Consider the following 21,756-nt stretch of genomic DNA (forward strand, 5'->3'; position numbering starts at 1 on the left):
TCCCTCTTTCCCGTTTGGCCTGGCGAAGCCCGAGCACGCTCGTCAAGATGCCGCCGCACCGCCCGGAAGACCGCCCGAGTCATACGGCGTCTTGACGAGCGTGCTTGCCTGAAAGGAGGCCAAACGGGAAAGAGGGACCCGGACCACCGCAGTGGTAAACGGGACCACAAGACCAACGGTCACCGGCCGGCAGAGCCCGTCCCCCTCTTTTTTGGAGGTCTGCCCCGCCGGCGAGGCGTGCTTGTAGCTCTTCAGCTCTTGCTCTTGCCCTTCCCCCACCCCCCACCCCCTCACAACGGATCCACCACCTCCTCCACCCCCCGCCGGGGCGTCAACGGCAACACCGCTGCCCCAGGCAACACCCACCCCAACCGCAACACCACCTGCGGAACCACATCCCCCCCAAACACCGCCCGCCCCACCTCATACCGGGTTTCGTCAACCTCCAGCGGCTGCGTCAACGGGCACGTGGCCATCCCCGCCGCCGTGGCCGCCAACAACACCGCACTCATCGCCTCACCCGACCGCAGGCGCCCGAGCGGGTCATCCCGGATCGTCCCCAGCACCAGCAACGCGGCCTCATCCCGCTCAGCCCCAGCCCCAGGCGGCTGCGCCAACTCCCCAACCGGGAACTCCCGCATCCGCACCACCCCCCGCCCCGACCCGGCCGCGGGCACGCTCGCCGCAGGAACCCCGTCCGGACTCCCGCCACCCCGCCCGGTCCAGTTCCGCAACTCCAACCGGTACACCGGATCCGCCGACTGCACAGCCGCCGCCACCGAGATCGCGGGCACCAGGTGGGCGGGCCCGGCGACCCGTGCCACCACCCCCTCCGCCTCCGCGATCCGCTCCAACCGCTCCAGCGCCGCCTCGGGCGCCGCCCAGTTCGAGTAGTCCCGCCGATCGGTCCGCCGCCTCCGCAGCGCCGTCGCCATCCTGATCTCCGCAGCCGTCGGCACGTGCCGCGCGAACTCCACCGTCGCCAGGTGCTGCGGGTCGTCCGGGCTGGGCAGCCTGCGCACCAGCGCCCGCCAGCCGACGGCCGCCAGCGCCACCCTCAGGTGGTGCAGCGCGGCCCCGCAGCTGAGCAGCAGATCAGCGCCGTCGGGGTCGACGCCGGGCAGCCGCCGTCCGGTGTCGGCGTGCAGCTGCACGCTGCGCGCGCCCACCCGCCACCGCCACGGCTGCGTGTTGTGCACCGACGGCGCGCGGCAGGCCAAGGTCACCGCGGCTCGCACTGTCGCCGCGTCGGGTTGGCCCCGGTTCATCGCGCCCCACCTCCAGATCCCCTCCACATCCCCTCCAGATCCCCACTGTCGACGCTGGCATTCGGACGCACCCCCCACACAGGGGCGGAGGTCCCTTCCGGGCCGGGCACCAACGGCCCTGTGGCGCGCGCCCGCGAGGAACGACGCTGGTGGTGCACTGGAGAGAACCGCGTGGGGAGGCCGAGTCTGATGGACGAGGGGTCGGAGCGGGAGGTCCGCGGGGACACCGCCGCCGGGGGCCGCAATTCACTGGCGCGCCCCGGGGACCTGCTCGAACGCGTGGTGATCGCGATCGCCGTGCTGCTCGTGCTGCTCGCTCTCCCCGTCGCCGCCGCGATCGGTTCCGAGGTGCACTCGATGCGCGCGGACTTCATCGCCACCGACGTCGCCGAGAAGCACCCCGTGACCGCCACCCTCACCGAGGACGCGCCGGTCGTCGCGGGCACCACCGGTTTCGAGAACGTCGAGGCCCGCGCCGAGTGGACCACCCTCGCGGGCGCCACCCGCACCGGCCTGGTCGGCGCCCCGAACGGCAGCCCGGCGGGCGCCGAGATCGAGGTCTGGGTGGACGACCTGGGCGGCCTCGTCCCGCCCCCGCCCCAGTCCGACGGCGCGCTCATCGCGGGCGTCACCGTCGCACTCGGCCTGTGGGCCGCCTTCTCCGGCGCGATCGTCCTGGCCTGCATGGTGTTCCGCGCCTTCCTGAACCGCTTGCGCGCCACCGACCTCGAACGCGAGTGGGCCCGCGTCGAACCGGTCTGGACCAGCCGCGCGTGAGGTTCCGCTCCACCGCGTCCCACCACACCGGGGCGTCCCACCACACCGGGGCGTCCCACCACACCGGGGCGTCCCACCACACCGGGGCGTCCCACCACACCGGAGCGTCCCACCACGCCGGGGCGTCCCACCACACCGGGGCGTCCCACAAAATCCTTGCACCCCAACAAGAACCAACCAGCCCCGTAACCGAGGAGCGACGCGGTGAGCACGGTCGTGGTCGGCGTGGACGGCAGCAGGACCGCGTTGCGCGCGGTCCGCTGGGCGGCGTCGGAGGCGAGGACGCGCGACGTCCCCCTCCGCCTGGCTCACGCGGAGATGCCGCTACCCCAAGGAATCCCCGGTCTCGACGACCGGACCAGGCAGGAGATGCACGAGCAAGCCCTCCGCTGGCTCGACGAGGCAGCGAACCAAGCCGGGGGAGCGGCCGTCCAGTACCGCGCCCAGATCGCCCTGGCCGCCCCGCTCCTCACCGCCGAGTCCGAGCGCGCCGACCTCGTCGTCCTCGGCTCACGCGGCACGGGCAGCCTGGCCTCCCTCCTCCTGGGCTCCACAGCCGTGGCCGTGGGCGCCCGCTCCTCCTGCCCCGTGGTGGTGGTCCCCGACCACGACCCGACCCCCGGCGGCCCCGTGGTCTGCGGAATCCGCTCCGTCGACGACACCGCCGTCCTGGCCCGAGCCTTCGAGCAAGCCAGGGGCAACCGCCTCGTCGTCGTGAGCACCACCCGCCCGCACCTCCTCTCCTCACCCGACGCCACCGAGGACGCGGACCACAGCGCCCACCTCGCCCGCACGGTCGAACCCTGGCGCCGCAGGCACCCCGACGTCCAAGTCGAACTCATCGCCCGCAGGGACAACCCCACCCGCACCCTGCGCGAATGGGCCCGCGGCGCGTCCCTCCTGGTCGTCGGCAGCCGAGGCCGGGGCACCCTCGCGGGCTGGCTGCACGCCTCCACCAGCCAGGCCCTCCTCCACCGCACCCCCTGCCCCGTCATGCTCGTCCCCCTCAAAGCCCCCACCGTCCCCACCGTCCCCACCCCCACCCGCTGAAGCTCTGAACCCTCCCTCCACCACAACCCAAAAAGCGGGGGCGCCCACGCACCCCCGCTTTCCTCTCCCCTTCCCGCCCTCACACCACGAGCCCGCGCTCCGCGAACTGCTCCCGAACCCGAGCCACCAGCGCCGCGCTGGGAGTCGGCGTCCCCGCCAGCGGGAACTTGATCCCCAACTCCTGGTACTTGCTCTCCCCGAGCTTGTGGAACGGAAGCACGTCCACCCGCTCCACGTTCCCCAGCGAAGCCGCGAAGTCCGCTACCCCGGCCACGTTGTCCTCCGCGTCCGTGTGCCCCGGCACGAGCACGAACCGCACCCACACCGCCTTGCCCAGGTCCGCCAACCGCCGCGCGAAGTCCAGCGTCGGCGCCACCTCACCGCCGGTCACCCGCCGGTAGGTCCCTGGGAACCAGGACTTCACGTCCAGCAGCACCAGGTCCACGTCCGCCAGCAGCTCGTCCGACGCCCGCGCGCCCAGGTACCCGGAGGTGTCCAGGGCGGTGTGCATCCCCCACTCCTTGGCCCGCCGGAACAGCTCCCCGGTGAACACCGGCTGGAGCAGCGGTTCCCCGCCGCTCACCGTGAACCCGCCACCCGCGACCTGGATGAACCGCCGGTACGGCTCGGCCTCGGCCATGATCTCCTCGGCCGTCACCACCGTCCCGTCGCGCATCTTCCACGTCTCGGGGTTCTGGCAGTACAGGCACCGCAGCGGGCACCCGCTGGTGAACACCACGAACCGCGTCCCCGGCCCGTCGACCGCCGTCGCCAGGTCCCACGAGTGGACCGTGCCGCTGACCGGCTTGGGCTGCCCGCCCCCGTGCCGCACCGCGCCTGTCGTCATGGGCTGCACCGCGCTTGTCGTCATGGGCTGCGTCGCGCCTGTCGTCATGGGCTGCACCGAACCCGTCGTGGTCGGACCGACCAGTGTGCTCGTCATGGCCGTCTCACAGCCCGCCGTGGAAGGTCCGGTTGACCACGTCCTGCTGCTGCTCCTTGGTCAACCGCACGAAGTTCACCGCGTACCCCGACACCCGGATCGTCAGCTGCGGGTAGTTCTCCGGGTGCTCCATGGCGTCCAGCAGCGTCTCGCGGTGCAGCACGTTCGCGTTCAGGTGGTACCCGCCCGCGTCCGTGTAGGCGTCCAGCACGCCGACCAGGTTCCCGGTGCGCTCCTCGGCGTCGCGCCCCAACCCGTTCGGCGTGATCGTCGCCGTCAGCGAGATCCCGTCGAGCGCGTCCTCGTAGGGCAGCTTCGACACCGACAGCGCCGCCGCGACCAGCCCGCGCTTGTCCCTGCCGTTCATGGGGTTCGCGCCGGGCGCGAACGGCTCCCCGGCCCGCCGACCGTCCGGCGTGTTCCCGGTGTGCCTGCCGTACACCACGTTCGAGGTGATCGTCAGCACCGACTGGGTGTGCAGCGCCCCCCGGTGCGCCGGGTACCTGCGCACCTTCTCCATGAAGTCCCGCACCAGCCCGGCCGCGATCGAGTCCGCCCGGTCGTCGTTGTTGCCGTACCTGGGGAAGTCGCCCTCGACCTCGTAGTCGACCGCCAGCCCCGTCTCGTCCCGCACCACCCGGACCACCGCGTGCTCGATCGCCGACAGGCTGTCCGCGGCCACCGACAGCCCCGCGATGCCGCAGCCGAGCATCCGCTGCACAGGGCTGTCGTGCAGCGCCATCTCGATGCGCTCGTACGCGTACTTGTCGTGCATGTGGTGGATGACGTTCAGCGCGTCCACGTAGGTCCGGGCCAGCCAGTCCGACATCCTGTCGAACGCGGCCCGCACCTCGCCGATCTCCAGCACGTCGCCGGTGATCGCCGGGAACTCCGGCCCGATCTGCTCGCCGGTCACCTCGTCCCGACCGCCGTTGATCGCGTACAGCAGCGCCTTCGCCAGGTTGGCCCGCGCGCCGAACAGCTGCATCTGCTTGCCCACCCGCATCGGGGACACGCAGCAGGCGATCGCCGCGTCGTCGCCGAACTGCGGCCGGATCAGCTCGTCGTTCTCGTACTGGATCGAGCTGGTGTCCACCGACACCCGCGCGCAGTACCGCTTGAACCCCTCGGGCAGCGCGGGCGACCACAGCACCGTCAGGTTCGGCTCCGGCGCGGGCCCGAGGTTGTACAGGGTCTGCAGGAAACGGAAGCTGGACTTGGTCACCAGCGGGCGCCCGTCCTCGCCCATGCCGCCGATCGACTCGGTCACCCACGTCGGGTCGCCCGAGAACAGCTGGTCGTAGGCTGGGGTGCGCAGGAAGCGCACGATCCGCAGCTTGATCACCAGGTCGTCGACGAGCTCCTGCGCGCCCTCCTCGGTCAGCGCGCCCGACGCGAGGTCCCGCTCGAAGTACACGTCGAGGAACGTCGAGACCCGGCCGAGCGACATGGCCGCGCCGTTCTGCTCCTTCACCGCCGCCAGGTAGCCGAAGTACACCCACTGCACGGCCTCGCGCGCCGTCGCCGCGGGCCGGGAGACGTCGCCGCCGTACGAGGCGGCCATCTCCTTCAGCTCGCCCAGCGCCCGGATCTGCTCGGCGATCTCCTCGCGCTCGCGGATCACGTCCTCGCTGGACGGCACCTCGTTGAGCGCGGCCCGCTCGTCCTTCTTGACCTGCACCAGCCGGTCCACGCCGTACAGCGCGACCCGCCGGTAGTCGCCGATGATCCGGCCGCGCCCGTAGGCGTCCGGCAGGCCCGTGATCACGCCCGCGCGGCGCGCGCGCATGACCGCCGGGGTGTACGCGTCGAACACGCCGTCGTTGTGGGTCTTGCGGTACTTGGTGAACACCTCGCGCACCGACGCGGGCAGCTCGTAGCCGTACGCGGCCAGGCTGTTCTCCACCATCCGCAGCCCGCCGTTGGGCATGATCGCCCGCTTGAGCGGCGCGTCCGTCTGCAACCCGACGATCAGCTCCTGCGCCTTGTCCAGGTAGCCGGGCCGGTGCGAGGTGATGGTGGACGGCGTGTGCCGGTCCACGTCCAGGATCCCGCGCCTGCGCTCCTCGGCGAACAGGCCGGACAGGTCCCGCCACAGCCCGGTGGTGCGCTCGGTCGGCCCGCTCAGGAAGGCCGAGTCGCCCAGGTGCGGCGCGTAGTTGTCCTGGATGAACCCGCGGACGTCGATCGAGTCGCGCCAAGCGCCGCCCTTGAAGCCGCTCCAGGCGTCGAGTCCGAGTCCTGCGGAGACCGCCGTCATGATCATGCACCCCTTAGCTCCGTGCCCACCTGAATCGTTCCGCCTGCGGGTCGGCGGACACAGGGCCGGAGGGCCCGCGCGGGCCGGGACCAGTGGTCCGCACTTGCCCGGCCGAGGCGCTCAACCGCTGGTCACGGGGGGTGAGAGGGCGCTCTCCCGGCGTGGTCGCGGGAACCCTCGGAGGGCCTTCCCAGGACCTTCTTCCCAGGGGTTTCGGGACGTGTGCGGGCTTCCGCTCAGCGGTGGCGCACCGGTGACCCTGGGCTTCCGCTCAGCGGTGGCACATCGGTGACCTGCGGCTCCCGCTCAGCGGAGGTGCGGCGGCGCCCGAGCGCTCAGCCCTCCCACGGGGCGACGTGGGGCCCGGTGAGCCGCTCGAAGTCCAGTCCGCTCGGGTCCTGCCCCGCCGACAGCCCGGCCAGCACCCGGCCCTGCCGCCGGGCCAGCGCCGCGATCACCCCGGCGGGCGCCACCGCGCCCAGGTCCGCAGCCGCGCCCTCGGCCTCCCCGCCCTCACCGGCCTCACCGGCCTCCCCGCTCGCCGGGGCCGCCGTGTTGTACCAGTTCCCCAGCACCTCCAGCACCAGGTCCGTCACCAGCACCGCCCCCACCCCGTGCACCGTGTCCGCAGCCCCGTGGAACACCCCGGCGTGCAGCGTCAGGTTCCGGGTCGCGTACACCGCGTCCAGCACCGTCGTCATCCGGTGCTGCTGCCGCAGCAGCCACTTCGCGCACCGCTGCGGCGAGGTCAACCGCCCCCGCCAGTCCCGCGCCTGCCGCACCGCCAGCGGGTGCAGGTGCTCCAGCAGCTCCTCCAGCGGCGACTCCGGGTCCACCAGCGCCCCGACCCACCTGTTCAGGTCGTCCAGGTGGTACCGGTACCGGTAGGGCGCGTGCTCGGCCACCCTGGCCAACCCGCCCTCCAGCACCCCGGTGAGCCGGTCCCGCTCGCCCACCGCCGCGTCCCGCACCACCTCGGCCTCGTACAGCCTGCGCTCCAGCACCTCCAGGTGCCGCCCGCTGCGCCCCGGCAGCGCCGCCCTGGCCTGCTCCACCGCCGACCCGGCCAGCGCCGCCCGGTTGCGCGCGTACCCGAGCCGCGTGGTCACCGACAGCCGCACGCACCGGTGCGTGTGCACCACGGCCTGCCGCAGGCTCTGCAGCGCCAGCGCGGCGGCCAGCTCGTCCCGGGTGCCCAGCCCGCACGCCTCCACCGCCGACCAGGCCAGCGCCGCCGTCGCGCTCGGCGAGTCGGTCCTGGCCGCCAGGTGCGCCATCCGCAGCGCACGCCGCACCTCGTCGGGCAGCCCCGGCGCGGTCAGCGGCCTGGCCCGCCGGGTGCCGCGCCCGCTCGGCCCGATCTCCTCGGTGCCGCCCGCCACCCTCGTCACCAGCACCCTCGGCTCCAGCGCGGGCTCGGCGAACCGGTCACCCGCCAGGTACTGGTCGAGCAGCTCCACCAGCGTCCGCCGCGCCAGCCGCCCCGCCGACGGCTTGTCCCGCGCCGTCACCACCACCCCGACCAGGCAAGCCTCACCCCCGCCGGGGAACGACTCCGCGAACCGCCGCATCCGCGCCGTCTCCCGCCCCCAGCTCAGCCCACCGGCCTCGCGCAGCGGCCACTGCGCCGCGTCCGCCCGGAACCGCTCCAGGTCCACCAGCTCGCTCGTGCCCCGCACCACCCCCAGCACCCGGTACTCGCCCGCCGGGGGCAGCAGCAGCTCCCACGCCGCGTCCCCGTCGCGCGGGACCTCGGCGGTCAGCAGGTCCTGCTCCACCGCGGTCAGGTCCCGGTCGACGGCGGCCAGCAGGCACGCCACCTCGTCCGCGAGCACGTCGTGCGCGGTCGGCCCCAGCTTCCCGTCCCACGCCTGCCGGAACCGCGCCCGCAGCACCTCCGGCACCTCGTCGGCGGCCCGCTCCAGCTCCACCGCGAACCCGCCCGCCCGCGCCCGGAACCCCGACTGGTCGGAGACCACCGCCGCGTGCGCCTCCTCCAGCACCCGCGCGACCCGCTCCAGCACCGGGTCCGGCTCCCACACCGCGCGCACCGCCCGCACCTGCCGCAGCGCGTTCGCGCACATCCGGTTCACCAGCCGCACGGCGGGCTGCCCCTGCCGGTGGTGGTAGTGCAGCGCGGCCCGCACCCTGGGCAGCTCGGTGACCAGCCCCGCGAGCCCGGAGGCGTGCTTGCTCAGCACCGCGCCGGGGTCGATCCCGCCCATGACCCGCTGCAGCAGGTGCACCCGCTCCGCCGACAACGAGCCGGTGAGCCTGCCCAGCACCTGCGCGTCGAACCCCCGTTCCCCCACGGGAGCGAGCGTAGCCACACCCCACCGCGCGACACCCCGACCACCCACCGCGCACCGGGACGCCACTACGGCCACCCGTGCGGGTGAGCCACCGCCCCACCCGAGCGACGCCTCCCGACCCGCTCCACCCCGCCCCGACGGCGGGGGACCCCGACCCGAGGTCCCCCGCCACCCGCTGGATCAGAACACCCGGATCAGAACACCCGGATCAGAACACCCGGATCAGAACGTCGAGCACAGCAGCGTCAGGCTCCCCGACGGCTCCTGCCGGTACAGCCGCACCCCGCCCGTCGCCTGCGAGATCGTCAGCGCGTCCCGGTCCTGCACGGTCACCCGCACGCACCCCTTGCCGGTCGTCACGTTCCGCCACTGCGTCATGGTCGACGGCCCCTCCGAGAACGGGAAGTACAGCACGTCGTTGCACTCGTAGGGCAGCACGTACCGCACCCCCTCGTCCAGGTCGGCCGAGAACACCTGCACCGCCGTCGACGAGGTGTTGCACAGCGTCGCCGACCCGAAGCGCGGCGAGCGGTCCTGCGCCGCCGAGGCGGGCAGGGCGGCGGCGAGGCACAGACCGGCGGCGACGACTCCCGCGACGGCGTTCCGAGCGAACATCAGCATCCTCCTGGGGAACTGGTGGTGAGGTCCTTCCCGGACCCGCGCACCGATCCTCGGACGCCCCGACGGCCTCTCCGCGCCAAACCGCCTCATCGGGCGAGCGCCCCCTACACCGGGCCCGCCCACTCGAACAGGTGGAGTTGCCGACCGGGCCCAGCGGCGGTGGTCAAACCCCCGGATATTGCTGTCCGTATCCGCATGGTCACGCCTTCAAAGGGGGCCGTCTGATGTCCGTGCTCGCACCCGGCCGGCGATTGCTGGCAGCGGCGACGTCGTTCCTCATAGCCGCGGGGGTGAGCGTGGGACTCGCTCCCCTGACCGCCGAGGCCGCGGTCGAGCGCGCCTTCACCCTGAACTACAACGAAGAGGTCTACGGCGACTTCGTCGAGGCGGGCAACGGCAACTCCGTCTGCCCGGACGCGAACGCCCCCACCGACCCGTTCGGCGAGGCCAAGGCGAACTGCGCGGGCGCGCAGGCCCGCACCCTCACCGCCTCGGCGAACAACAACGACTCGTACTACATGCAGTGGGCGGACGTCGACAGCAACGCCGCGACGTTCAACTCCTCCAGGGGCAGCGTCACCATCCCGCCCGGCTCGCGCGTGGCCTACGCCCGCCTGAACTGGTCCGGCGACACCGGCTCGATCAAGCTCAGCACCGGCGCCGTCTCCACCGCGCCCGGCTGCAACACCCGCCAGTTCCAGTCCACGGCGGGCACCGCCGTCGTCCCCTCGGGCACCCCCGAGTCGACCTCCACCGTGCTCACCATCGGCAACGGCGCCCCGGTCAACGTCGCCCCGCAGGTGATCACCCGCGACGCCCTGGCCAACGTGCCCTCCAGCCAGCCGCAGTTCTACTCGGCCTACGCGGACGTCACCTCCCGCTTCCAGAACCTGCCGTCGGGCACGGCCAACACCATCACCCTGGGCAACGTCTGGACCCCGCAGGGCTTCGGCTGCTACTCGGGCTGGTCGCTGGTGCTCGTCTACCAGTACGACGCCCCCAACAGCACCTACGCCCCGTCCAAGCGGGAGATCTTCCTCTACGACGGCCACGTGCGGCAGTCCTCGACGGACCCGGCCACGACCATCCCGGTCACCGGCTTCCGCGTCGCCGCCACCCCGGTGCGCATCGGCCTGACCGGCTACGAGGGCGACTTCAACATCTCCGGCGACCGGTTCGTGGTCAACGGGAACGCGGAACCGGCGCTGCTGGACCCGTCGAACACCAACAACTTCTGGGTGTCCAACGCCCAGAACGCGGTGAGCCCCAACGTCGCCAACAACATGAGCGTCGACGCCAAGGTCATCCAGACCAGCAACATCGCGGTCGGCGACACCTCGGCGCAGCTGTCCTTCACCACCGCCGGTGACACCTACCTGGCGCAGAACCTGGTGTTCTCCGTGCCGGTCCCGGCCATCTACATCACCAAGGACGTGAGCGGCGGCCCCTACCGCCCCGGCGAGCAGATCCCGTTCACCATCAGCGTGGTCTCACCCGGCGCCAGCCGCGCGGTCAACGTGACGGTCACCGACCCGTCCTTCGCGGACTGCAACCGCGCCATCGGCACCCTGCTCCCGAACGCGCCGGTCACCTACACCTGCACCGGACCCGCGCCCGACACCAGCGGCACGAACATCGCCTACGCCTCCGGCGGCGACGACTTCGGCGGCGTGGTCGAGAGCAGCGCCTCCGAGCCGTTCACCGTCATCCACCCCGCCATCGACATCACCAAGACCGCCGACAAGGCCGTCTACGCGGCGGGCGAGACGATCACCTTCACGATCACCGTCGCCAACACCGGTGACGCCCCGCTGACCAGCGTGAACGTCGCGGACCCCAAGGTCCCGGCCTGCGCCCGCCCCAACCAGGCCCTCGCCGCGGGCGCGCGCTTCACCTACACCTGCACCACGACCGCGCCGCTGGCCGGTGACTCCAACACCGCCACCGCGACCGGCACCGACCCGGCGGGCAAGACCGTGAGCGACACCGCCACCGTCGTCACCACCACGCCCGGCTCGATCTCCGGCCGCGTGTTCAACGACCGCGACGACGACGGCCTCTTCGAGCCGGAGAACGGCGCCACCGGCATCCAGGGCGTCACCATCACCCTGTCCGGCACCAGCGGCACCGGCACGGCGGTCAACCAGACCACCACGACCACCTCGGACGGCTCCTACTCGTTCGCGGGCGTCCCGGCGGGCACCTACACCGTCGCCGAGACCCAGCCCGCCGACTACGACGACGGCAAGGACACCCCCGGCACCTTCGCGACGAGCGCGGGCAACGACCGGTTCACCGTCACCCTGCCGCAGAACGGCTCCAGCACCGGCAACGACTTCGCCGAGCTGGCCACCTCCAGCCTCGCGGGCACCGTCTACAACGACCTCAACGTCAACGGCGTCCTGGAGCCCGGCGAGCCGGGCATCGGCGGCGTCACCCTCACGCTCACCGGCGTCGACTCGGCGGGCAACCCGGTCCGCGTCACGACCCTGAGCGCCGCGGACGGCACCTACCGGTTCGACCGGCTGCGCCAGGGCACGTACAACCTCGAGGAGGAGCACCCGAGCACCTACCAGGACGGCCAGTCCACACCGGGCACGGTCGGCGGCACACCCACCGCCAGCGACATCGCCGACATCGCCCTGCCCTCGCGCACCGCCGCCACGGGCTACAACTTCGCCGACTACCTGCTCGCCTCGCTCAACGGCTCGGTCGTCGACGAGCACGACGACCCGATCCCGAACGTGCGCGTCGTCCTCACCGGACCGGACGGCTCCAAGGAGACCACCACCGCCGAAAACGGCGTCTGGCTGTTCGACGGCCTGCGCCCCGGCGCCTACAGCGTCGTGGAGTTCCAGCCCGCCGGTTACGCGGACGGCCCCGAGACGGTCGGCGACGCGGGCGGCACGAACTCCGACAACGACGTGTTCAGCGGCATCGTCCTGCGCTCCGGCCAGGTGGGCGGCGGCTACGTCTTCCAGGAGTTCCCGTCGTCCATCGGCGGCGACGTCTACGAGGACCGCAACGGCAACGGCGCCCGCGACGCGGGCGAGCCCGGCATCCGCGGCGTCGTCGTGACCCTGAACGGCACCAGCGCCGCGGGCAGGCCGGTCACCGTCACCACCCGCACCAACTTCAGCGGCGACTACCTGTTCGACGACATCCCCGGCGGCCGGTACTCGATCACCGAGACCCAGCCCGCAGGCTACCTCGACGGGCGGGAGACCGCCGGTGACGCGGGCGGCTTCCTCACCCCGCCGGACACCATCTCCGCGATCGACCTGCCCGCGGGCTTCGACGCCACCGGCTACCTGTTCGGCGAGACCATCGCCGCCTCGATCGCGGGCCGCGTCGTCGACAACCTCGGCGCGGGCATCCCGAACACCACGATCACCGTCACCAACACCGACGGCTTCTCGGCCACCGCGCGCACCGACGCGTCCGGCGCCTACGCGGTGCTGAACCTGCCGCCCGGCACCTACACGGTCACCGAGACCCAGCCCACCGGCTACGGCGACGGCCCGGACACCGTCGGCTCGGCGGGCGGCGTCAACTCCGCCAACGACGTCATCAGCGGCATCGTGATCGGCTCGAACACGGCCGCCACCGGCTACGACTTCGCCGAGGTGTTCAGCTCGCTCGCGGGCGTGGTCTACCGCGACGACAACAACAACGGCGCCCAAGATCCGGGCGAGACCGGCATCGACGGCGTGACCGTCACGCTGACCGGCAACGACGCCTTCGGCGCCCAGGTCAACCGCACCGAGACCACCGCCCAGGACGGCAGCTACTCCTTCTGCTGCCTCATCGCGGGCACCTACACGCTCACCGAGACCGCCCCGGCAGGCTACATCGACGGCCGCGACGCGGTGGGCACGGCGGGCGGCCGGGTCAGCCCGCCCGACTCGATCTCCCAGATCTCGCTGCCGCCGGGCGTCGCCGCCACCGGCTACCTGTTCGGCGACACGGTGATCGCGGGCATAGCCGGGCGGGTGGTCGACGACGCGGGAGCGGGCATCCCGAACGTCACGATCAACCTGTTCGGCCCGGCCAACCTCACCACGTCCACCGACGCCACCGGCAGCTACCTGTTCCCCGAGCTGCCGCCCGGCACGTACACCCTGGTCGAGGTCCAGCCCACCGGCTACGGCGACGGCCCGGACACCGTCGGCTCGGCGGGCGGCACCGTCGTCACCAGCGACGTCATCAACAACATCCGACTGGTCTCCGGGGCCGCCGCCACCGGCTACGACTTCGCCGAGACCCGCAGCTCCCTCGCGGGGGCGGTGTACGTCGACGCCAACGGCAACGGCGCCCGCGACGCGGGCGAGACCGGCATCGCGGGCGTCACCGTCGCCCTGAGCGGCACCGACGACGCGGGCAACGCGGTCAACCGCACCACCACGACCGCCGCCGACGGCTCCTACTCGTTCACCGGCCTGCTCTCCGGCGACTACCGGGTCGACGAGACCCAGCCCGCCGGCTACCTGGACGGCGCGGACACGCCGGGCACGGCGGGCGGCACGGCCACCCCGCCGGACGCGATCACCGCGATCGACCTGCCCGCGGGCAACGCCGCCACCGGCTACCTGTTCGGCGAGAGCAGCCCGTCCGGCATCACCGGCCGGGTCGTCGACGACGCGGGCGCGGGCATCCCCGGCGTCACCGTCACCCTGACCGGTCCCGGCGCGGGCGGTCCCACCGCCACGACCACCACCGGCCCCGACGGCTCCTACGCCTTCACCGGCCTGGTCCCCGGCAGCTACACGATCACCGAGACCCAGCCGGTCGGCTACGGCGACGGCCCCGACGCGGTCGGCGCCGCCGGGGGCACGAACTCGCCGAACGACACGGTCACCGGCATCCCGGTGACCTCCGGCTCCACCGCGTCCGGCTACGTCTTCGCCGAGACGCGCAGCTCCCTGGCCGGTTCGGTCTACGACGACCGCAACGGCGACGGCGTCCGCGACGCCGGTGACGCAGGCATCGGCGGCGTGCTGGTGACCCTCTTCGGCATCGACGCGCGCGGCGCCGCGGTCAACCGCACGACCACCACCGCCGCCAACGGCGACTACTCGTTCACCGGCCTGCTCTCGGGCACCTACCGGATCGACGAGACCCAGCCCGCAGGCTACCTGGACGGCATCAACGCGGTCGGCACGGCGGGCGGCACGCTCGTCCCGCCGGACACGATCGACGCCATCACCCTGCCGGTCGGCACCGCCGCCACCGCCTACCTGTTCGGCGAGACCGTCCAAGCGGGCATCTCCGGCCGGGTCGTCGACGACGCGGGCAACGGCATCGCAGGCGTCACCGTCACCCTGACCGGGCCCAACGGGTCCGGCGCCACCCAGACCACGACCACCGGTCCCGACGGCTCCTACGCCTTCACGGACCTGCTGCCCGGCACCTACGTGCTCACCGAGTCCCAGCCCGCCGGGTACGGCGACGGCTCGGGCGCGGTCGGCGCGGCGGGTGGCGCCAGCACCGACCCCAACACCATCGGCGGCATCACCGTCGACTCGGGCACCGCCGCCACCGGCTACGACTTCACCGACACCCGCGGCTCGCTCTCGGGCGCGGTGTACACCGACGTCAACGGCAACGGCTCCCGCGATCCGGGCGAGCCCGGCATCGAGGGCGTGCTGGTCACCCTGACCGGCACAGACGCCGCGGGCGCGAGCGTCGACCGCACCGCCACCACGAACGCCTCGGGCGACTACTCGTTCACCGGCCTGCTCTCGGGCGCGTACGAGGTGACCGAGACCCAGCCCGCAGGCTACCTGGACGGCGCGGAGACCGCGGGCAGTGAGGGCGGCGCGGTCACGCCGCCGGACTCGATCACCGCGATCACCCTGCCGGTCGACGCCGACGCCGTCGGCTACCTGTTCGGCGAGTCCGTCGCGGCCGGGATCTCCGGCCGGGTCGTGGACGAGCTGGGCGACGGCATCCCCGGCGTCACCATCACCCTGACCGGCCCGACCAGCGCCACCACCACGACCGGTCCCGACGGCTCCTACGCCTTCACGGACCTGCTGCCCGGCGCCTACGCGGTCGAGGAGACCCAGCCGGTCGGCTACGGCGACGGTCCCGAGGCGGTCGGCACGGCAGGCGGCGACGACTCGCTGAACGACGAGATCAGCGGCATCACCATCGACTCGGCCACCGCCGCGTCCGGCTACGTGTTCGCCGAGAAGCGCGGCTCCCTCGCGGGCGCCGTGTACGTCGACGCCGACGGCAACGGGGTCCGCGACCCCGGCGAGCCCGGCATCGGCGGCGTCACCGTCGACCTGACCGGCACGGACGTGCTCGGCAACCCGGTGACCGCCAGCGCCGTCAGCGACCCCGACGACGGCTCCTACCTGTTCCCCGGCCTGCTCTCGGGCGCCTACCAGGTGACCGAGACCCAGCCCGCCGACTACCTGGACGGCGAGGAGACCGCGGGCACCTCGGGCGGCACGCTCACCCCGCCGGACTCGATCACCGCGATCGACCTGGCGGAGGGCGTCGACGCCACCGGCTACCTGTTCGGCGACTACCAGGCGTCGAGCCTCAGCGGCCGGGTCGTGGACGACGCGGGCAACGGCATCGAGGGCGTCCTCCTGAGCCTGAGCGGCCCCGGCGCGACCGGCACCACCGCCGTCACCAGGACCGGACCGGACGGGACCTGGACCTTCACCGACCTGGTGCCCGGCCGCTACACCGTGATCGAGACCCAGCCTGCCGGGTACGGCGACGGCCCGGACACCCCCGGCACCGCCGGTGGTGACACCACCCTCAACGACGAGTTCGTCGACATCCCGGTGACCTCGGGCAGCGCGCCGAGCGACTACGTGTTCGCCGAGAAGCGCGGGTCCCTCGCGGGCCTGGTCTTCGAGGACGACAACGGCGACGGGGTCCGCGATCCCGGCGAACCCGCCATCGGCGGCGTCACCGTCACCCTGACCGGCGCCGACGTCAACGGCGGCGTCACCCTCACCCAGGTCACCGACACCGCGGGCGGCTACTCGTTCACCGGCCTGCTGACCGGCGACTACACCGTCACCGAGACGCAGCCCGCCGGGTTCCTGGACGGCATCGACACCGCGGGCACCTCGGGTGGCGCCCCCACCCCGCCGGACTCGATCACCGGCATCGACCTGATCGCCGGCTTCGACGCCACCGGCTACACGTTCGGCGAGCTGATCGGCGGCACGCTGTCCGGCCGGGTCGTCGACGAGGCGGGCAACGGCATCGAGGGCGTCACCATCACCCTCGACGGCCCGACCCCGGCCACCACCACGACCGGACCGGACGGGTCCTACTCGTTCACCGGCCTCCAGCCGGGCCAGTACACGATCACCGAGACCCAGCCCACCGGGTACGCCGACGCGGGCGGCACGGTCGGCTCGGCCGGCGGCACCCCGACCGGCGACGTCATCGGTGGCATCACGGTCGGCTCCGGCACGGTCGGCGCGGGCTACGACTTCACCGACAGGGCGGGCTCGCTCGCGGGCTCGGTGTACGTCGACGCCAACGGCAACGGCCTGCGCGACGCGGGCGAGGACGGCATCGGCGGCGTCACGGTGACCCTCACCGGCACCGACGACACCGGCGCGAGCGTCAACCGCACCGCGCTCACCGAGACCGACGGGTCCTACCTGTTCGCCGGGCTGCTCTCGGGCGCCTACGCGATCACCGAGACCCAGCCGGACGGCTACCTCGACGGGATCGACGCCCCCGGAACCGCCGGGGCCACCGTCACCCCGCCGGACTCGCTGACCGCGATCGACCTCGCGGCGGGCGACGACGCCACCGGCTACACGTTCGGCGAGCAGGTCGCGGCCTCGCTCTCCGGCCGCGTCACCGACGAGGCGGGCAACGGCATCCCCGGCGCCACCGTCACCCTCACCGGCCCGACCCCGGCCACGACCGTGACCGGAGCCGACGGCTCCTACTCGTTCACCGGCCTCGCCCCCGGCGCCTACACCGTGATCGAGACCCAGCCGAACGGGTACGGCGACGGCCCCGACACCGCCGGTTCGGCCGGTGGCGGCACCGACGTCAACGACCAGATCAACGGCATCGTCCTCGGCTCGGACACCAGGGCCACCGGCTACACCTTCACCGACACCCGCGGCTCCATCGCCGGATCGGTGTACGAGGACGTCAACGGCAACGGGGCCCGCGACAACGGCGAGCCCGGCATCGGCTCCGTCCAGGTCGCCCTGACCGGGACCGACGCCCTCGGCAGGCCGGTGAGCACGACGGTCCTGACCGACCCGGCGGGCGGCTACACCTTCACCGGCGTGGTCGGCGGCTCCTACACCGTCACCGAGACCCAGCCGGGCGGGTACCTCGACGGCGCCGACGCCGCGGGCACCGCGGGCGGCACGGTCACCCCGCCGGACTCGATCACCGGCATCGCGCTCGGCGGCGGCCAGAACGCCACCGGCTACCTGTTCGGCGAGACCGCGCAGGCGGGCATCTCCGGCCGGGTCGTCGACCAGGCGGGCAACGGCATCGCCGGGGTGACCATCACCCTGACCGGTCCGATCACCGCCACGGTCGTCACCGACGCCAGCGGCGGCTACGCCTTCACCGACCTGCCTCCGGGCACCTACACCGTGACCGAGACCCAGCCCGCGAACTACGGCGACGGTCCCGACGCGGTCGGCACGGCGGGCGGTGACGGCTCGGTGAACGACGTGTTCAGCGGCATCGTCATCGACTCCGGCACGGTCGCCTCGGGCTACGTGTTCTCCGAGGTCCAGGGCTCGATCTCCGGCGCGGTCTACTACGACGCCAACGGCAACGGCGTCCGCGACGCGGGCGAGGTCGGCATCCCGAACGCGACGGTGACCCTCACCGACGCGGCCGGGGACGTGGACCTGCTGGTCACCACCGCCAACGACGGCTCCTACTCCTTCGCGGGCCTCCCGCCGGGCACCTACACGATCGTGGAGACCACGCCCGCCGGGTACGACGACGGCCAGGAGATCCTCGGCTCGGCCGGTGGCACGCTCGTGCCGCCGGACACCATCGCGAACATCCAGCTCGCGGCGGGCCAGTCCGGCGAGGGCTACCTGTTCGGCGAGATCGGCGACGTCGGCGGGGTCGGCAACCCCGGCGAGGAGGTCTCGATCGGCGGTGTCGTCTACCTCGACGCCAACGGCAACGGGGTGATCGACCCGACCGAGACCACGCGCCTGGCCGACGTCGTGATCACGCTGGAGGACTCCACCGGCCAGGAGCTGGAGCTGGCGGCGACCGACGCCAACGGCGCCTACGAGTTCACCCTGCTGCCCGAGGGCACCTACACCGTGGTCATCACGCAGCCCGCCGGCTACGGGGCGACCACGCCCACCGAGGTCACCGTGACGGTGCCCGCCGGTGGTTCGGGCGTGGCGAACTTCGGCGAGCAGCTCGGCCTGATCGGCGACTTCGTGTGGGACGACGCCAACGGCAACGGCGTGCAGGACGCCGGTGAGAAGGGCGTCGCCGGGGTGGTCGTGGTGCTCAAGGACTCCTCGGGCGCCGAGCTCACCCGCACCACCACCGACGCCAACGGCCGGTACGGCTTCACCGACCTGGCCCCCGGCCAGTACCTGGTGACCGTGCTGACCCCGACCGGCACGACGCTGGCCAGGCCGGGACAGGGCGCCGACCGCGCCCTCGACTCCGACTTCGACCAGACGACCGCCACGTCGGCCCCGCTGACCATCGCCATCTCCGGCGGCCGGATCAGCCAGCTGACCGACGTGGACGCCGCCCTGATCGGATCGGTGGTCGACCTGACCATCGGGCTGACCGTGGACAAGCCGTCCGCTCAGGTGGGCGACACGGTGACGTTCACCGACGTGGTGCGCAACGACGGCAACGTGCCGGTCGTGGGCGCCACGACGACGATCACCCTGCCCGAGGGCCTGAAGCCGGTCACGGCCTCGGGCGACGGCTGGGACTGCCGGATCAGCGGCCAGGTGGTCACCTGCACCACCGGCGCCACGATCCCGCCGGGCGCGTCGCTGCCGCCGGTGACCGTGGTGAGCACCGCGACGGCCCCGATGACGTCGACCAACGCGGTGGCCGAGGTCGCCCCGGCGGTGGGCGTGTCGCAGTCGAACACCGACAACGACGTGGCCGTGGTGGCGGTCGAGATCGCCCAGCCCGCCACGACCACCCCGCCGACCACCCCGCCGACCACCACGACCACGGCGCCGCCCGCCCCGGCGGCCCCGGCCCCGCCCGCGGAGGAGCCGCTGGCGTGGACGGGTGTGCAGGTCGCCGGGATGGTCCTGGGCGGTCTGGCCCTGCTGGTCGCCGGTCTCGGCGCGCTGGTGGTGGGCAGGCGTCGGAGGGGGGAGCACCTGTGACCCCCTGAGCCGAGCGCGCGGCCCCGGTGTCCACCGCGGACACCGGGGCCGCGCGCTTTCCGCTTCGTGCCCCTCGCCTCTCGCTCGGGGTCAGCCCGCCGTGGTGGTCGCGCCGCCCAGCGCCCTGGTCACCGTCTCGACCAGCAGGTCCGCCCGCGCGCCCGCCAGCGCCTCGCCCTCGAGCCCCGCCCCGCCGCGCCCCAGCACCGGCGAGTCCGGCGGCATCACGTGGACCGCGTGCAGCACCGCCATCAGCAGCTGCCTGCACCACAGCGGGTCCTCGGCGGTGATCGCCCCGACCTCCCGCAGCCTGCGGAACAGCAGGTCGATGCCGTCCCTCACCTCGCCCGACAGCACCGGCCCGCACTCCTCGTCCGACGCCAGCTCCACCGCGAACCGGTGGCTCACCTTCAGCTCGAACACCACCTGCGCCAGCCGGTGCAGCGCGACCAGCGGGGGAGCGGTGGCCACCCGCGCCTGGAGCACGGCCTGCCGGTAGCGCTCGCCGATGTCGGCCACCAGCGCGTCGTGCAGCGCCTTGCGCGAGGAGAACCGCCGGTGCACGGTCGCGCGCGCCAGCCCGGCCGCGTCCGCGATGCGCTCCAGCGACGCGTTCGGGTCGTCGGTCAGCACGGACTGCGCCGCCTCCAGGATGCGGGCGGTGCTGCGCTCGGCGTCCGCGCGCACCCGCCTGGGCGCGCCCTCCGCGCTCATCGGCCACCTCCTCGGTGTCCCGCAACCCTACTTCCCGCCGTCCTGAGAGCAAAGCTGCGCACTTCTTGACTTAAGTGCGACAGCAGTGTTTCAGTTGAAGGGAGAAATGATCCACTAACTGACTCGCCAACCTGACCCACCAGCCTGACCCACCAACCACGGGAGCGGAACATGGACCTGAACCTCGCCGGGAAGCGCGTCCTGGTGACCGGAGCCAGCAAGGGCATCGGCCTGGCCACCGTCCGGGCCTTCCTCGCCGAGGGCGCCTCGGTCGTCGCCGTCTCCCGCGGCGCCACCCCCGAGCTCGAGGACACCGGGGCCGAGTTCGTCGCCGCCGACCTCTCCACCCCGGACGGCCCGCGCCACGCCGTCGAGACCGCGCTCGCCGCGAACCCGCGACTGGACGTGCTGGTCAACAACGCGGGCGGCGGCGAGCTGCCGGACGGCGCGCTCGCCGACCTGCTCGACGGCGACGACGCGACCTGGCTCGACTCGTTCCGGCTCAACCTCGGCGCCGCGCTCCGCACCACCCGCGCCGCCCTCCCCGCGCTGATCGAGGCGCGCGGCGCGATCGTCAACACCAGCAGCAGCAGCGCCCGCCAGCCCCAGGGCGTCCCCCTGCACTACTCCGCCGCCAAGGCCGCCCTGAACGCGTTCTCCAGGGGCCTGGCGGAGAAGCTCGCCCCGCGGGGCGTGCGGGTGAACGCGGTGACCCCCGGCGGCACCCGCACCGCGATCATGGCGGGCCCGGACGGCTACATCGCCAGGGTCGCCGCCCACCTCGGCGTGGAGCACGCCGAGCTGCTCGCCGCGATGCCCGCGCAGAACGGGATGCTCACCGGCGCCCTCATCGAGCCCGACGAGATCGCCCGCGCGATCCTGCTGCTCGCGTCCCCGACCCTGCCGAGCGCCGTCGGCCAGAACTGGGCGATCGACGCGGGCTCCCTCAAGTCCGCCTGAGCACGGCCGGAGGGCGGGCGGGGCCGGGCGCGCGCGGGAAAACCCCGTGCGCGCCCACCCCGCCCTCGGCTACAACCGGGTGTGCTCTTCCACTGCGCCAAGTGCGGCGCCGAGCTGACCCCGGACCTGACCCGCCTGCCCAAGCTCCCCGCCCCCGACCCGGACCACCGGGACCGCGCGCACCACGCCCCGCCCACCGTCCCGCGCGGCGCCTGGGTGCTCGTCCCCGACTCGGACGACCCGCGCGCCCCCGGCCTCCCCCGCGCCGCCCCCGGCGTCCGCGTGCTCCACCCCGAGGACGTCCCGACCCTGCGCGAGCGCGGGCACGGCCGGAACCTGGAGGGCTGCTGCGGCCCGCACGGCGGCAACGGCCCGAACCTGGCCTGCCCCTGCGGCTGTCTGGTCGCCACCCTCCTGGCCGACTGCCTCGGCCCCTGGGAGGTCCGCCTCCACCCCCTGCGCACCTGGGCCCACGACCCGGCCGGAGCCTGACCCCGCC

The 21,756-nt window shown here is 73.3% G+C and carries 11 protein-coding genes; 5 read left to right on the forward strand and 6 right to left on the reverse strand.

Features of this window, described 5'->3' with window-relative positions:
• Positions 1 to 290: 290 nt before the first annotated feature.
• Positions 291 to 1,268, reverse strand: a complete 978-nt coding sequence (locus CNX65_RS12265; RefSeq protein WP_096497744.1) for an Acg family FMN-binding oxidoreductase — start codon at positions 1,266 to 1,268, stop codon at positions 291 to 293.
• 189 nt (positions 1,269 to 1,457) lie between these two features.
• Between CNX65_RS12265 and CNX65_RS35280 the strand changes: the two genes are divergently transcribed.
• Together CNX65_RS35280 and CNX65_RS12275 are read left to right on the forward strand one after the other, a co-directional pair.
• Positions 1,458 to 2,045, forward strand: a complete 588-nt coding sequence (locus CNX65_RS35280; RefSeq protein ID WP_157767604.1) for an Rv1733c family protein — start codon at positions 1,458 to 1,460, stop codon at positions 2,043 to 2,045.
• 204 nt (positions 2,046 to 2,249) lie between these two features.
• Positions 2,250 to 3,095, forward strand: coding sequence for a universal stress protein (locus tag CNX65_RS12275; RefSeq protein ID WP_096492904.1), 846 nt, complete (start codon positions 2,250 to 2,252; stop codon positions 3,093 to 3,095).
• A gap of 79 nt (positions 3,096 to 3,174) precedes the next feature.
• Here the strand turns inward: CNX65_RS12275 and pflA are convergent, their stop codons facing one another.
• The 4 genes from pflA to CNX65_RS12295 all read right to left on the reverse strand — a co-directional run bounded on the left by pflA (position 3,175) and on the right by CNX65_RS12295 (position 9,225).
• Positions 3,175 to 4,038 (reverse strand): pyruvate formate-lyase-activating protein, encoded by an 864-nt coding sequence (gene pflA / locus CNX65_RS12280; RefSeq protein ID WP_198320463.1) that lies wholly within the window; start codon positions 4,036 to 4,038, stop codon positions 3,175 to 3,177.
• Between the two features lie 7 nt (positions 4,039 to 4,045).
• Positions 4,046 to 6,298 carry a formate C-acetyltransferase gene (gene pflB / locus CNX65_RS12285; RefSeq protein ID WP_232519799.1) on the reverse strand — a complete coding sequence of 751 codons (2,253 nt, stop codon included), beginning with the start codon at positions 6,296 to 6,298 and terminating at the stop codon, positions 4,046 to 4,048.
• A gap of 335 nt (positions 6,299 to 6,633) precedes the next feature.
• Positions 6,634 to 8,610, reverse strand: a complete 1,977-nt coding sequence (locus CNX65_RS12290; protein WP_096492907.1) for a hypothetical protein — start codon at positions 8,608 to 8,610, stop codon at positions 6,634 to 6,636.
• A 222-nt stretch (positions 8,611 to 8,832) separates the two neighbouring features.
• Positions 8,833 to 9,225 carry a hypothetical protein gene (locus CNX65_RS12295; RefSeq protein ID WP_157767605.1) on the reverse strand — a complete coding sequence of 131 codons (393 nt, stop codon included), beginning with the start codon at positions 9,223 to 9,225 and terminating at the stop codon, positions 8,833 to 8,835.
• Positions 9,226 to 9,527: 302 nt separating this feature from the next.
• Here CNX65_RS12295 and CNX65_RS12300 point away from each other — a divergent pair, with 302 nt between their 5' ends.
• Positions 9,528 to 19,583 (forward strand): SdrD B-like domain-containing protein, encoded by a 10,056-nt coding sequence (locus CNX65_RS12300; RefSeq protein ID WP_177154397.1) that lies wholly within the window; start codon positions 9,528 to 9,530, stop codon positions 19,581 to 19,583.
• Positions 19,584 to 19,673: 90 nt separating this feature from the next.
• Here CNX65_RS12300 and CNX65_RS12305 read toward each other — a convergent pair whose 3' ends face one another.
• Complete coding sequence (locus CNX65_RS12305; RefSeq protein ID WP_096492910.1) at positions 19,674 to 20,297, reverse strand: TetR/AcrR family transcriptional regulator; 624 nt, start codon at positions 20,295 to 20,297, stop codon at positions 19,674 to 19,676.
• 171 nt (positions 20,298 to 20,468) lie between these two features.
• Here CNX65_RS12305 and CNX65_RS12310 point away from each other — a divergent pair, with 171 nt between their 5' ends.
• The gene (locus tag CNX65_RS12310; RefSeq protein ID WP_096492911.1) at positions 20,469 to 21,257 is read left to right on the forward strand and encodes an SDR family NAD(P)-dependent oxidoreductase; all 789 of its coding nucleotides are present in this window, start codon (positions 20,469 to 20,471) and stop codon (positions 21,255 to 21,257) included.
• Between the two features lie 81 nt (positions 21,258 to 21,338).
• The gene (locus CNX65_RS36855) at positions 21,339 to 21,749 is read left to right on the forward strand and encodes a hypothetical protein (protein ID WP_232519800.1); all 411 of its coding nucleotides are present in this window, start codon (positions 21,339 to 21,341) and stop codon (positions 21,747 to 21,749) included.
• Positions 21,750 to 21,756 lie beyond the last annotated feature (7 nt).

This window comes from Actinosynnema pretiosum (assembly GCF_002354875.1).
In the GTDB taxonomy this organism is placed as follows: Bacteria; Actinomycetota; Actinomycetes; order Mycobacteriales; family Pseudonocardiaceae; genus Actinosynnema; species Actinosynnema auranticum.